General features: G+C 74.5%; 12 protein-coding genes. 3 read left to right on the forward strand and 9 right to left on the reverse strand.

Annotation, left to right across the window (positions count from 1 at the left end; translation table 11 throughout):
- Positions 1 to 13 precede the first annotated feature (13 nt).
- On the forward strand, positions 14 to 793 hold the full coding sequence (locus ACI1MP_RS32305) for a peptidoglycan-binding protein (protein WP_380333510.1): 780 nt from the start codon (positions 14 to 16) through the stop codon (positions 791 to 793).
- Positions 794 to 887: 94 nt separating this feature from the next.
- Here the strand turns inward: ACI1MP_RS32305 and ACI1MP_RS32310 are convergent, their stop codons facing one another.
- From ACI1MP_RS32310 to ACI1MP_RS32320, 3 genes are all read right to left on the reverse strand, one after another.
- Positions 888 to 4466 carry a trypsin-like peptidase domain-containing protein gene (locus tag ACI1MP_RS32310; RefSeq protein WP_404870176.1) on the reverse strand — a complete coding sequence of 1193 codons (3579 nt, stop codon included), beginning with the start codon at positions 4464 to 4466 and terminating at the stop codon, positions 888 to 890.
- 5 nt (positions 4467 to 4471) lie between these two features.
- Entirely contained in the window at positions 4472 to 4897 is a 426-nt protein-coding gene (locus ACI1MP_RS32315; RefSeq protein WP_380333506.1) for a CU044_2847 family protein, read from the reverse strand.
- Between the two features lie 227 nt (positions 4898 to 5124).
- Positions 5125 to 6108, reverse strand: coding sequence for a LysR family transcriptional regulator (locus ACI1MP_RS32320; protein ID WP_404870177.1), 984 nt, complete (start codon positions 6106 to 6108; stop codon positions 5125 to 5127).
- A 219-nt stretch (positions 6109 to 6327) separates the two neighbouring features.
- Between ACI1MP_RS32320 and snpA the strand changes: the two genes are divergently transcribed.
- A complete protein-coding gene (gene snpA / locus ACI1MP_RS32325) occupies positions 6328 to 6957 on the forward strand; it encodes a snapalysin (protein WP_404870178.1) in 630 nt (209 codons plus the stop codon).
- A gap of 124 nt (positions 6958 to 7081) precedes the next feature.
- On the opposite strand, the gene ACI1MP_RS32330 is transcribed toward snpA, so the two are convergent.
- The 5 genes from ACI1MP_RS32330 to ACI1MP_RS32350 all read right to left on the reverse strand — a co-directional run bounded on the left by ACI1MP_RS32330 (position 7082) and on the right by ACI1MP_RS32350 (position 11633).
- Positions 7082 to 7978: an IS982 family transposase gene (locus tag ACI1MP_RS32330; RefSeq protein WP_404870179.1), complete on the reverse strand. Its 897-nt coding sequence runs from the start codon at positions 7976 to 7978 to the stop codon at positions 7082 to 7084.
- Between the two features lie 99 nt (positions 7979 to 8077).
- Positions 8078 to 8977 (reverse strand): glycosyltransferase family 2 protein, encoded by a 900-nt coding sequence (locus ACI1MP_RS32335; protein WP_404870180.1) that lies wholly within the window; start codon positions 8975 to 8977, stop codon positions 8078 to 8080.
- A 2-nt stretch (positions 8978 to 8979) separates the two neighbouring features.
- Positions 8980 to 10038 (reverse strand): polysaccharide pyruvyl transferase family protein, encoded by a 1059-nt coding sequence (locus ACI1MP_RS32340; RefSeq protein ID WP_404870181.1) that lies wholly within the window; start codon positions 10036 to 10038, stop codon positions 8980 to 8982.
- The gene (locus tag ACI1MP_RS32345) at positions 10035 to 11150 is read right to left on the reverse strand and encodes a hypothetical protein (RefSeq protein ID WP_380333502.1); all 1116 of its coding nucleotides are present in this window, start codon (positions 11148 to 11150) and stop codon (positions 10035 to 10037) included. Before ACI1MP_RS32345 ends, ACI1MP_RS32340 begins: the two co-directional genes overlap by 4 nt.
- Positions 11151 to 11237: 87 nt before the next feature.
- On the reverse strand, positions 11238 to 11633 hold the full coding sequence (locus tag ACI1MP_RS32350; protein ID WP_380333501.1) for an S-adenosylmethionine:tRNA ribosyltransferase-isomerase: 396 nt from the start codon (positions 11631 to 11633) through the stop codon (positions 11238 to 11240).
- A 111-nt stretch (positions 11634 to 11744) separates the two neighbouring features.
- On the opposite strand from ACI1MP_RS32350, the gene ACI1MP_RS32355 reads away from it, so the two are divergent.
- Entirely contained in the window at positions 11745 to 12032 is a 288-nt protein-coding gene (locus ACI1MP_RS32355) for a hypothetical protein (protein ID WP_404870182.1), read from the forward strand.
- A gap of 18 nt (positions 12033 to 12050) precedes the next feature.
- Here the strand turns inward: ACI1MP_RS32355 and ACI1MP_RS32360 are convergent, their stop codons facing one another.
- Positions 12051 to 12950 (reverse strand): S8 family serine peptidase, encoded by a 900-nt coding sequence (locus ACI1MP_RS32360; protein ID WP_380333500.1) that lies wholly within the window; start codon positions 12948 to 12950, stop codon positions 12051 to 12053.
- Positions 12951 to 13101: the final 151 nt, after the last annotated feature.

The following is a 13101-nucleotide window of genomic DNA, read 5'->3' on the forward strand; positions in this document are numbered from 1 at the left end:
TCGGAGGCCCGTCATGTCCAGAATGCCCGGCGCGCGATGGCGCCCGGTACGCAACCGCCGCCCCGGCGGGACGCGCGAGCACCGCGGACTGGTGCTGCACGTCCAGGAGGGCGACAACAGTCCGTTCGGCTGGTTCGACAACCCCGAGTCGCAGGCCTCCTCCGACTTCTGGGTCGCCAGGGACGGCCGGATCGAGCAGTACGTGGAGACCGGCGCCGACCTGGCCTGGGCGCAGGCCGCGGGAAACGCGTACTACGCCTCGGTCGAGACCGAGGGCTACCCCGGGCAGCCCCTGACGGGCGAACAGGTCGACGGTGTGGCCAGGATCTACGCCTGGGGCCACCGCGAGTTCGGCTGGCCGCTCGCGGTGGTCGACTCCACCACCGAGCACGGCCTGACCTACCACGGCGCCGGCGGCGCCGCCTGGGGCGGCCACACCGGCTGCCCCGGCGAACTCCGCCGGGCTCAGCGCGGTGCGATCATCGCCCGGGCCCGGGAACTGCTGGACGACGCCGCGGAGCGCCCCGGACCGCCGCCCCCGCAGCAGCCGGCCGCACACCCGGCCTGGCCCGGGCGGTACCTGCGGGCGCAGACCCCGATGCTGCACGGCGACGACGTGCGGCAGTGGCAGCAGCGGATGCGCGACCGCGGCTGGCGGATCGACGCCGACGGCTGGTACGGCCCCGCCTCCGCCGAGGTGGCCCGCGCCTTCCAGTCGGAGAAGGGCCTCGGCGCGGACGGCGTCGTCGGCCCCCGCACCTGGGACGCCGCCTGGACCGCCCCCGTCAGCTGACCCGTCGCCGGACCCAGGGTCGGCGGCTCCGGCCCGACAGCCCGGACCCGCCGACCCGGGTACCCGGCCGCAGACGGTCTCGGCGCCACCCGGGCTACGGCGGGGAAGTCCCGCCGGTCAGCGTCGCCACGGCGTCGAGGAGGAGCGTCCGGGTATCCTGTTCGGCCGCGCCGAGCAGGTCCAGGACGGGGGTGGTGTCCAGCGCGGCGGGTGTCTCGACGTCGTCGACGCGGACCACCAGCAGGTTTCCCCGGGCGGCTGCCGCCGCGACCTGCTCCCACCACCCCGGGTGGCCGGCGGTTCGGGCGACGGCCGCGCGGGAGAGCAGCAGGACGGTGCGTTCGGCGTTGCGGACGGGACCCACGGGGAGTCGCGGGCCGGCCTCGGAGTCCAGCAGGACCGTCTCCACCGCGTAGTGCTCGGACAGTTGGCCCTGGATCCACGACGCCCAGGCAGCGTCGGCCCGGGTGCGGCTGAGGTGGACGTCGGGGCGGGCCGAGCGCACCGGCAGGACGGGCAGGCGGGACAGTTGCTGGAAGCTCTCGGCGACGTCCTCCGCGCTGCCCGGCCGGCGGGCCGGGTCCGGGTCGGTGAGGTCGGCGATCAGCTCCCGGACCGGTTCGGAGACCGCGGACCGGAGATCGGCGAGGACGGTGGCGCGCGGGTCGGGGTCGGCCGGCGCTGCGGCCGCCGGCGTCAGGAGCGCGCCGGAGACCAGCGCGAGTGCGACCCGGCCGAGGGAGTAGAGGTCTCCGGCCGGCCGGCCGTCCTGGCCGTCCTGCCGCTCGGGCGCGGCGTACGGCGCCGCGTGCCACAGGGGTTCGCCGGTCCGGTCCATGGGGCTGGGGGCGGTGATCCTGGCGTTCCCCCGGTCGTCGATCAGGACTTCCTGCGGGGACAGGCTTCCGTGCACCTCCCCGGCCAGGTGCAGTGCGGCCAGCGCGGTGGCGATCTGGGCCAGCCAGCGCAGTCGGCGACCGATCGGCACGGTCGCGACGGCCCCCGAGGCGATCGTCCGGGACAGCGCCCGGCCGGTTCCCCAGGCCGACACCGTGTAGGCCTGGTCCGCGTCGACGCCCATGGCGAGCAGCGGCAGCAGGTGCGGGTGGGGCGGAACGGGCCGCAGGGGCTCCTCGGCCAGGACGGCGTTCCGGTCGTCGGCCGCCGGACGGGTCCTGATCAGGACGGGCGTGTCGCTGCCGATCGCCTGCGCGATCCACAGGCCGTCGAGGTCGTTCAGGATCCGGTAGTCGACGCCCCCGACGGCGAAGGCGGTCAGCGGACGGGGCCGGGCGCCGCCCTCGGACGGTTCCGGTGCCGGCGGAGCGGCGGTGGCCGTCGTGACGGGGTTCGGCCTGGTGCGGATCGAGTCCGGGTTCCACAGCCGGGGGCGGCGGTCCGCATCGGCGACCAGGACGTGCGGCGCCCCGCTGTGGGTGACGGCGCGGGCGATGTGCCCGTCGGGGACGGCCGTGCTGCCGTACAGGAACCCGGAGGACAGTTCCCAGCGGCGCACCGTGCGGTCGTCGGAGACGGTGATCGCGGTCGCGCCGCCCGCTCCCACGACGAGCTGGGTGACCGGGCCGGTGTGTCCGGTCAGGACTCTGCGGCACCTGCCGTTGTTGGCGCTCCAGACCCGGACGGTGCTGTCGTCGCTGATGGTGACGGCCTGCGGCTGGCCCTGGACGATGTTCAGGGCGATCCGGTTGACCGGCTTGGTGTGACCCGACATCACGATCTTGGACTGCCCGTCCAGCAGGTCCCAGCCCCGGCAGGTGCCGTCGGCGGACGCGGTGAACACGTAGGTCCGGTCGTACACGGTGGTCACGGCGGCGTGGGTGACGGGGCCGCGGTGGCCGGTCAGCACGTTCCGGCAGGTTCCGCCGGTGAGGTCCCAGACCCGCGCGGTGCCGTCCGCCGAGGTGGTGATCGCGTGCGGGCGACGCTCGAAGACGGTGGTGGTGGCGAAGGTGACGGGGCCGCGATGCCCGATCAGCACGTTCCGGCAGGAGCCGTCGACGAGGTCCCAGATCCGGGCGGTGCCGTCGGCGGACGCGGTGATCGCGTGCTGGCGGCGATCGAGGACCGCGGTGGTGACGAAGGTGACCGGCGCCTCGTGGCCGGTCAGCGCGTACTCGCGCTGCCACCGCACCATGCTCCAGACCTCCACGGAGCCCGAATCGGTGCACACCAGCGCGTGGGGGTGGCCCTTCACCACCGCGGCCTCGACGTGGCTCACCCCCTGCGGGAAGCCCGTCCGCCGGCCGGACCACGGGCTGTAGGCGTCCGGCGGCCAGAGCCTGACGCCCCCTCGGTCGTGGACCACGCTGTAGGTCATCCCGTTGGCCGCCACCATGGCGACGCCGAGGTCCGGCAGGACGTCCGCGGCCGTCGCGGACGCGGAAGCCTCGGGCTCGGTCACCGGAGGTCCTGCGGGCTCGGAATCCGCAAGCCCGGCGGACTCGACGGGCTCGGAAGCCGCAGGCTCGGAAGCCGCAGGCTCGACAGGCTCGGCAGCCGTCGCGGCCGGTTCCGCGTCGCTCTCCAGGCTCACCCCGAGGTGCCGCAGCAGCGCCGGCCCGATGGTGGCGAACGCGGTGCCGTCGGGGACGGGCTCGCCGAGCAGCCGGACCAGCCAGCCGTGCTCCTCCGGCGACAGCAGCGTGGGGATGCCCAGCATCCGGCCGTGCGCGGCGAGGCGGTCGGCGGCCCCGGGGTGCGCGGGGCGCAGGGACTCGCAGAGGGCCGCCAGCGCGCGCGGCGTGTCGGCGAGCGCCGCCGCGAGTTCGTCCGGGGCGGGTCCGCTGTCCTCGGCGCCGAGCACGGTGAGTCCGCAGGCGTCGGCCATCGCGCGGGCGTGCCGGCCGCGGAGCGCGGCGGTCGACAGTTCGGCCCGGATGATCGCGGCGAGCCGACGGTGGCTCTCCCGGCCGGCCGGCGTGTACGGGCCGTCCGCAGGCGCCGCGGGTGCGGGCGGGAGCAGCCGGTGGGCGGCCGACTCCCCGAGCCGCTCGGCGAGTTGCTCGGCGAGTTGCTCGCGGGCGACCAGCCAGGGGATGGCCAGGCCCCGGTCGTCGTAGCCGGCGCCGGTCAGCTTGCCGACGACCAGGCCGACGACGGCCTCGTCCGCGGGCGACCAGAGCGGGCCGCCGCTGTAGCCGGGGACGATGCCCGGCCCGGTGGCGAGGGCCCGGTCGAGGTAGAACAGCGCCGGACCGCAGGCGGTGACGGTGGTGTCCACGTAGCTCTCGGGGGCCCGGCCGCTGTACCAGGCGCGGACGTTCTGGCCGCGGCGCAGGCCGAGCCAGCGCTGTTCGACGACACCGGGCGGCGGGTCTCCGTCGAGTTCGAGCAGTGCCAGGTCGCCGTGCCACTCCGGCGTGCCCGCCGTGACGGGGCCGCCGCCCGGGGCGCGGGGTGCGACCCACACGGTGCAGCGGGCGGTGGCGGTGCCACTGCGGAACCCGAGCCGCAGCGGGGCCGGGCCGGGATCGGACGGGTCGAGTTGGCTCCGGCCGAGCGCGTCGTTGACCACGTGGGCGCAGGTCAGGACGTGTCGCCCGGTCAGGTACACCCCGCAGCCGGAGGCCTGACCGGTTCCGGTGAGGACGGTGGCCAGCGAGGAGAGCAGCTCCCGTTCCGCGGTGTCCCCGCCGGTCCCGAACCAGCCCATGGCGCTCAGTCGCCGTCGGGCTGTGCGGGCGGCGCGGGGGGCAGCTTCCAGGTCGCCGAGACGGTCAGGGTCGCCTCGGCCTTGCCGCCGACGATGCCGAGCTTGAGATCGGCGCCGAACTGCACCCCGAATTCGACGGACACCTCGTCCGGGCGCGCCGGGACGGCCGCCACGGTGTCGTGGACCTCCTGCAGCAACGGCACCAGCGGCCGAAGGGCCAGCCGCAGCGCGTCCCGCGCGAGTTCCGCCGTCCGGGCCCCCGCCCCACTGGAGACCGGCACGGCCCCGACCAGGTCCGGCGGCCTGCCCCAGTCCGCTTCCGCCGCCCCCTGCGCGCCGTCGGCCGGCCGGGCCGCGACCCGGCCGATCGGGAAGACCCGCAACATGATTGACGTGTCGTCAGAGAGGCCGAGCTCGATGTACTCCGTCACGCCGACGAGTATGGCGGCGGCCGGACCGGCGTGTCGGCAAAACCCAAAAGGCTTTGCGGAGCGGTGACTTCACCGTGCTCACGGCTCCCGGCCGGGTGGTGCAGGGCGGCGGGCGCGCCCAACAGGGCGCACTGCAGGCGCTGTTGCTAGGGTCTGCCGGTTCGACTTCGAGCTCCCCGAGCACCCGGAGGCGCGAGGAGGGCGGACCCCCGGCGCCCTGCCGGTGATCAGGCCGGTGGCCCCGTCGGGGCGAGGAGGGTGTGGAGGGAGCGGTTGTGGTGGCGCAGCCAGGCCCGGTAGGCGGGGTTGACGCTGGCGAGGTCGAGGTAGGCGTGGCAGAGGTCGACCCAGAGGCCGTCGAGTGCCGGGCCGCCGACGGTGTCGGGGCGCCAGGTGAGGAGCAGCCGGACGGCCAGCGGGTCGCCGTGGACGGGGCGCAGGACGGTGCCGGGGCCGGGTGGTGAGGTGGGCTGGCAGGGGCGGACGGCTTCGCCGGCGGCGACGAGCTCGGCGGCGGTGGCGTTGTCGCGGACCTGGACGACCCGCGGGTCGAGCCCGGCTTCGGCGAAGATCCGGCGCAGTGCGGCGTACTCGTGGTCGGCGGTCGGGTCGACCATCCAGGTGTCGTCGGCGAGGTCGGCGAGGTCGACGACCGGTCGGCCGGCGGCGGGGTGGGTCTCGGCGAGGGCGACGAACTGGGGTTCGCGGGCGACCAGCACCCGCTGCTCGGTGCCGGTCGGCACGTGCAGCGGAAAGCCCTCGCTCTCGTGGACGAAGGCGATGTCGAGCTGTTCGGCGGCGACCAGGTGGATCAGGGCGATCGCCGAGATGTCGATGTGGATGGTGGTGTCGGTCTCCGGGAGCCGGTCGTGGATGCGGCGCAGCCAGGCGGGGACGGCGCGGCTGCCGACGCTGCCGATCCGCAGTCGGCGGCGGCCGGGTCCGGCGGCCTCGGCCCGGGCGGTGGCGACGAGGGCGTCCATCTCGGTGATCAGCGGTCGGGCCCGGGAGAGTACCGAGTGGCCGAGGGCGGTGGGGCGGCTGCCGGTCTGTTCGCGGGTGAACAGCCGTCCGCCGATGGCCCGTTCGATGCGGTGCAGCTGGGTGGTCAGCGACGGCTGGGCCATGCCGAGTCGACGGGCGGCCTTCCGGACGCTGCCGGTGTCCGCGATCGCGCACAGCACCCGCAGGTGTCGGACGTCGAGCTCCATCACGGGAGCATAGCCAGGCGTCCATTGCTTGCCAAGAGCATGTCAAGAGTAGATCGGCGATCCGTCAAATCAAGGGTTCTGCACGGGTATTGCCCCGAGCTATCGCCGGTTGCCATCTCCGCGCCCCGCCCGCCCTGCCCCAAGCTCGGTGCAACACCTTGCCACCGCGTCCCGGACGGCCTCCCCATGCCCCCGGGACCCGCGAAATGGAGTCCCCACATGAACCGCTCCATGACCGTGCTCGCCGCCGCCCTCGGGCTGGTCCTCGCGGCCGGCACCGCCGCCGTGCCCGCCGCCGCAGCCACCACCGCCCAGGGCTACACCCCTGCCGTGGGCATCGCCGCCAAGTCCTCCGAGGACGCCAACAACAAGGCGTTCTACGAGGCCGTGATGAAGTCGGCCCGTGCCAAGCAGGCGGCCAACCCCTACCTGCTGGCCGTCACCGTCACCTACGACGCCAGCCAGGCCCCGACCTTCCGCACCGTCATATCCCAGAGCGCGCAGATCTGGAACTCCTCGGTCACCAACGTCCAGCTCCGCTCCGGCACCAACGCCGACTTCCGCTACTACGAGGGCAACGACTCCCGCGGCTCCTACGCCTCCACCGACGGCCACGGCGGCGGCTACGTCTTCCTCGACTACGCGCAGAACCGGCAGTACAGCTCGCTGCGCGTCGTCGCCCACGAGACCGGCCACGTGCTCGGCCTGCCCGACCACTACTCCGGCCCGTGCAGCGAGCTGATGTCCGGCGGCGGCCCCGGCACCTCCTGCACCAACCCGAACCCGAACAGCGCCGAGCGGAGCCGGGTCAACAGCCTCTGGCTGTACGGCCTGGCCGTCGCCGGCTGACCCCCGCCAGTCCAGGACGCCGGCCCCGCCCCGAGCCGGGTCGGCGTCCGACCTGCCGCAGGACCCCCGCCGGCGTCGGGCGCCTCGCCCCGGGAGCGGGCTAGACGAGTAGTTCCGAAGTCGGTCAGTGGTCGTAGGCGATGAGTGAGCGGGTGACGGGTCGGCCGGTGGTGCGGTTGTGCCAGATCGCGCAGGTCATCGCCAGGAGTCGCTGGCCGACCCGGGCGCCGACGCCTTCGATGGTGCGCCCGCCGTGCTGTTCGAGGCCGAGTTGGCCTTTGAGGGTGTCGTTGACGGACTCGATCAGCTGACGGACGGACTTCAGCAGGTGTTCGCCGGGGCGTGGGGGGCTGGTCCGGTAGGACGGTCGCAGCAGGTGGGCGCCGTGCTGGTCGAGGAAGCGGTCGAGTTCGGCGGAGACGTAGCCCTTGTCGGCGAGGATCAGCAGGCCGGGCCGTTCGCGGACGAGGTCGGGTTCGGTCTCGATCAACGCGGCCAGCACCTCGCGTTCGTCGACTTTCGGGCCGGCCAGGGCCCAGGTGACGGGCAGTCCGGCCGGGGTGCACACGAGGTGGAGCTTCAGGCCCCAGAACCAGCGGGAGTGGGATCGGCTGTAGCCGTAGCCGGCCCATCCGGCGAGGTCGGAGCGTCGGACGGTGTCGCGGGAGCGTCCGCATTCGACCGGGGTGGAGTCGGTGATCCACACCGGGTCGGCCCACAGGTCGGTGGCCTTCGCGAGGTCGCGGACGGCCTGCTGGAGCAGGGGCCGGGCGGCACGCAGGCGCTTGTTGTAGGCCGGGCGCTGGGGCAGGTTCGGGAACATGCCGCGCAGGTGGGCGTGGGCGAATCGGATCCAGCGGGCCTCGGAGTGGTATCCGAGCAGCACTTGGGCCACGGCCAGGCAGACGAGCTCGGAGTCCGTCAGCCGCGGCGGGCGGCCCAACCCCCGTGTTCGGGGCAGGTGATCGTCGATTTGCACGTAGAGTGCGGTCAGGAGGGTGTCCAGCTCTTCGGTCGTCACAACCCGAATGTTGGACACCCTCCCTGCATGCCCGGAGCAGAACCGGCAAACCCAACCGACTTCGGAACTACTCGTCTAGGCGGCATGCGGCGGCCGGGGTCACAGGCAGGGCACCCGGTAGCGGATGCTGCCGTTGAGCCGTCCGACGCGGAACGCGGTGTCGAAGCACCACCGGCCGGCCTGTTCGCGGTCGGCGAGTTCGGGCAGCCGGCGCAGCAGCCGCAGCCAGGTGCGCGCGGCTTCCGCGGGAGCGACGGCCGGGAGGCCGTGGACGCGGAAGTCACGCATCAGCCGGGCGTTGCCGACGCCATAGCCGTAGGCCTGTCCGACCAGCGGTCCGAGGCGTTCGCGCAGTCGGTACCGCATCACCGCGTCGGGCGCGTAGGCGAGGGTGTAGTCGGCGAGGAGGGCGCGCCAGCAGAATTCGACCTCGTCGCCGCCACCCGCGTAGCCCTCGTCGAACCCGCCCAGGGCGTGGTAGACGTCCGTGCGGACGCCGAGGCTGCAGCCCATCGCGAAGGGCAGGTAGTCCAGGGCGACGGGGAGCCGGTCGCGGGGCTGCGGTGTCCGCCAGGAGCGGGCGTGGTGGTTGGCCGTGGTGTACGGGGCCGGGTAGCCGCCGACGAGGTGGGCGGTGCCGACCGCCCGGGCCATGGCACGGAGCCAGCCCGGTGTCGCGGTGTCGTCGGCGTCGCAGAAGACCAGGACGTCGCCGCGGGCGGTGACGGCACCGATGTTCCGGGCGTGGTTGATGCCGGGGCGCGCCGAGGCCGCGACGACCCGCAGGCCCGGCAGCCGGTCGGCCCATCGCAGGGCGGTGGCCGCCGTCTCGTCGGTGGATCCGTTGTCGGCGACGATGACCTCCCACGAACCGGTGTGGTCCTGCCGACTGAGTGCGGCCAGTTGCCCGGGAAGGAGGGCGGCGGCGTCGCGGGCCGGGATGATCACGCTGAGCAGTTCGGGTGCGGGGAGGGCGGACGGGAGCGGCTCTCGGCCCATGATCACGTCTCCTGCCGCAGCCTGTCCGCCTGTGCCGCGGCGTGCCGCAGCGCCCGGTGCGGTGTCGGGGCCAGGTGGGTCGGCGGCCATCCGTGCCGGTGGCGCCAGGTGTTCCGGTAGCTGCTGATCTTCCCGTTCCGGTCGTCGAGCACGGTGTGGGGGATGCCCAGGAGCAGGCAGAGCAGGTGCGCGTGGAGCCGGTCGGTCACGACCGCCCCGGCACTGCCGAGCAGCCGGCAGCCGCGGCGCAGCTGCAGCCGGGCATGGGCGTCGAAGGCGTCGGCCAGGGCCTCGGCCGACCGGTCGGAGGGGGTCCGGCGGAGGGCATCGGCCGCCGCCCGGATCGCCGTGCGGACGCTTCGGAGCTGCTCCGGCCAGTCGGGACCACCGCCTTCACCGGCGTTCCAGTCGGTGCGGTGCACCGTGCGGTCCGGAGCCGGCTCGGCGTGCGGGGCGGCCTCGTGGTCGGTCCGGGCGAGCCACAACAGGCGGCGGTGGGGTGTTCCGGCGGCCGGCAGGTCCTGGAGTGCGAAGACGGAGTCGGGGACGAGGACGCTGCGGGTCGCGAACGCGTCGCGGGCCTGCCGCAGGCTGTGCGCGTCGCGCAGCAGCAGCGTCAGATCGGGGTGCGCGTCGAAGACCGCCCGGGCACGGGCGAGGTTCCGCGGGTCGTCGAAGTGCACGGACTGCGGGAGTTGGACGATCCGGTGCCGTGGAAACGCGCGGACGACCCGTTCCCGCAACTGCTGGTGATGGGGCCACAGATCGCCGAGGTTGCCGCCGCCGTGCAGCACGATGGCGCCGGTCGGCAGGCGCCGGGCGAGGTCGGCCTCCGCGAAGGTGTGCCGGTCGCAGACGTAGGCGAGGTCGACGTCCAGTTCCCGCAGCAGGGCTCGCTCGCCCAGCCAGATCGCGGAGTCGCCGACGTTGGCGTGGTGGGGGAAGTCCACCAGGGCGCACCGGGTGCCCGGCGGGAGGAGTCCGCGGAGCACCGCGGTCGACTCGGCCCCGGCCTTCGCCCGGATCGCGGCCGCCGGATCGACGTCCCGCCGACCGGTCACCGGACGGCGCCCTGGTACAGCCGCTGCGCGGCGCTGCGGTGGGCGTGGTCCGCGGCTTCGGCGATGTCGCGCCGTCCACGGGCGGTGGCGTCCTCGGCGAGCGAGCGCATCGACTCCATCGCACCCTCCGAACGCAGCGGGGCCGTCCGGAGCCGGTCGAGGTCGAGCACCGTCGGCAGGGTGCGGCAGTGCCGGAGCGAACCCGCCATGTCGAAGGCGGCCATGGTCCGCAGGCACTTCTCGCAGATCCCGCAGTTGTGGGCGGGCCGGCTCAGCCAGCACACTCCGAGGTTCTCCCACACCAGGGGCGAGGCGGCGAGGTGCCGCTCGACCTTGTCGGTGCGGGTGGCCTCGGCGCCGTCGTGCACGATCTCCAGACCCTCGGTGGACCACAGGTGGTCCAGCAGCGGGTGGGAGCCGAGCGGCGGCAGCCGGCTGTACTGGTCGCTGGCGGCGATCAGGCACCGACCGAGCAGCCCCTGCAGGGCCAGCGCGACGGCGGCCAGCGCAGCCCCGTGGAACTCCTCCCAGTGGACCAACTCGGCCGTCGCGGCCCGGACGTCGGTCTCCACCACCACCGCCGCGCAACCGGATTCGGCGGCCACCCGGCGGACCCGGGAGAGCAGTCGGTCGTAGTCCGCGCCCCGGTGCCGGTCGAAGTTGGCGTGCACCAGCGCGTCTACCGGCCGGTGCCCGGGCCGGCCGTGCCGGTCGCGGTCCTTGAGCAGGCTGTAGAAACAGTCCACCCCCGTGCTGAAGAACAGCCCCACGCCGTCCGCAGACGCCTCCGCCGGCGCCTCCTCCGCCACGGCGAACCGCACCGGCCGCAGCCGCGCTCCCCACCACGCGTGATAGATCTCCATCGCGGTCTGCGCGGACCTGAGCAGGCGCGGCGAGACCGGGGCGGCGACGGTCAGGTCCTCGCCCAGCGCCATGGCCGGCATCACCAGTGCGGCGAAGAAGGCGTCGCCGCGCACCGGCAGCCAGTCGCGCTCGCCGCCGCGCACGGTGAAGTACAGGTGCCGCCCCTCGGGCCACGACGCGGTGCGGACGGTGGCGGACAGCCGCCAGCCGTCCGCCACCGGAACGCGAACGACGTCGTCAACGAGCACTGGGATCACATCCGTTCACCGAGGGCCCGGCCCCGACCGCCGGGGCGTCTTCGAGGACCGCGCCGGACAGCAGGGGCCGAAGACCCGTCAGACGATCAGCATCGAGTCACCGAACTCGTGGAACCGGTACGCGCCGGGCACCAGCTCCCGCCGGTAGACGTCGAGCAAGGGCTCACGGCCGGTGAACGCGGACGTGAGCAGCAGCTCCGAACTCCTGGGCCGGTGCAGGTTCGTGATGAACGCGTCGCAGGCCCGGAACCGGTGCCCCGGGGTGATCCGCAGTTGCGTGGAACCGCTCCCCTCCGACACCACGCCGTCCGGGCCGGTCACCGTCTCCAGGGTGCGCAACGCCGAGGTGCCGCACACCACGACCCGGCCGCCCCTCGCCCGGCGCTCGTTGATCGCCTCCGCGACGGGCGCGGCGACCTCGTAGCGTTCCGCCCGCGGGAAGTCGAAGCCCTCGGTCCGGGCCGCACGGTCCACCCGGTCCTCCGCGGCGACGTCACCGGCGCCGCCCTCGGCGACCCGCTTGCGGACGGCCTGCCCTCCCAGTCCGGCAGGACGCCCGCTCCCGATGCCCTCCTGGTGGCGCCGTTGACCGCGAACATATTCAACAAGTGGTCCGCCGGGACCTGCGACACGCTCGCCCTCGGCGTGTTGACCGAAGGGATCGGCCTGCGCCTGCCCATCGTCGCGCTGCCGCACTTCAACACGGCCCTGGCCGCACACCCTGCCGTCCGACGCAGCGTCACCGTCCTGCGGGAGGAGGGAGTGACGGTGCTCCTCGGGGAGAACGGCTTCACGCCCCACCCGCCGGAGCGGGGGAACGTCGCCGCCTACCCGTGGGCGACCGCCGTCGCCGCCCTGCCGGCGAGCAGGTGACCGACCCCGTGTCGGAGGTCAGCCCCGCAGGTGCTCGTACGCGGCCCGGGCGTCCAGCAGCGGCGGCACCACCGAGCGCCGTGCGGACGGGCGGGCGGCGCCGCGGAGGACGGCCGCGCGGACCTCGGCCGGGGTGGCGTGCGGGAAGCAGGACAGCAGCAGGGCGAGGGTCCCGGTGACGAAGGGGACGGCCACGCTGGTGCCCGAGAGGACGAGCGGGCGTTCGGCGGGGTTCAGGTGCACCACGGCCTGTCCCGGTGCACCGACACCGCGGGCGCCGATCGAGCCGCCGAGGTTGGACAGGTCCATCGGGCGGCGCAGGCTGTCGTACCCGACGACCGGGATGGTCCAGGGGTGGCGGGTCAGCACCGAGCTGCCCAGCCGGCCCTGGTTGCCGGCCGCGACGACGGTGAGTACGCCGCGCGCCGCCGCGTGGTCCAGGGCGGCCGTCAGCTCGCGGTGGCCGCTACTGGACGGCCGCTCGGGCGCGACGCTCAGGTTGAGCACCCGGGCTCCGGCGTCGACGGCCTGGACGACGGCGGCGGCCAGCTCCTCGGTCGAGGCGTCCAGCGGGGTGGGACGACCGGCCGGTGCGGCGGGCGGGTCGGCGCGGTGGCCGGCGAAGACGGGGCGGATCAGCAGCGTGCAGTCGGGGCAGATGCCCGGCGACGGCGAGGCGCGGTCGGCGCTCAACACGCCCGCGACGAAGCTGCCGTGCACGCAGGGGCCGTCGCCGGCGGTTGTGCAGACCGGCCCGCCGGCGGCGTCCGGACGGCCGGGCAGAACGTGCAACCGCCGCCCGGCGAAGGCGGGTTGTCCGACGGCGACCAGGCCGTCGAGCAACCCGACGACGACCTCCGGCCGGCCGGCACTGCGCGCCATCAGCGGCGCCAGCCCGACCAGGTCGAGCGGCCTCACCCGCTCGAGTCCGGCGGGCAGAGGGCGTGGCAGTTGCTCAAGCAGCCCCGGCACCGCTGGCTGCGCGGGCTGTTGATGCAGAACGGGGCACAGACCCCGCGGCACTTGGCGACGCAGAACACGCTGGTCGAAGACCCCGCGCCCCCGCCCG

The organism is Kitasatospora griseola (assembly GCF_044999035.1).
Lineage (GTDB): Bacteria > Actinomycetota > Actinomycetes > Streptomycetales > Streptomycetaceae > Kitasatospora > Kitasatospora griseola.

Excerpts from the sequence above, each read along its gene's own strand:
- ACI1MP_RS32310 (WP_404870176.1), bottom strand. The coding sequence starts at position 4,466 with ATGGGCTGGTTCGGGACCGGCGGGGACACCGCGGAACGGGAGCTGCTC.
- ACI1MP_RS32305 (WP_380333510.1), top strand. The coding sequence starts at position 14 with ATGTCCAGAATGCCCGGCGCGCGATGGCGCCCGGTACGCAACCGCCGC.
- ACI1MP_RS32320 (WP_404870177.1), bottom strand. The coding sequence starts at position 6,108 with ATGGAGCTCGACGTCCGACACCTGCGGGTGCTGTGCGCGATCGCGGAC.
- ACI1MP_RS32335 (WP_404870180.1), bottom strand. The coding sequence starts at position 8,977 with ATGGGCCGAGAGCCGCTCCCGTCCGCCCTCCCCGCACCCGAACTGCTC.
- snpA (WP_404870178.1), top strand. The coding sequence starts at position 6,328 with ATGAACCGCTCCATGACCGTGCTCGCCGCCGCCCTCGGGCTGGTCCTC.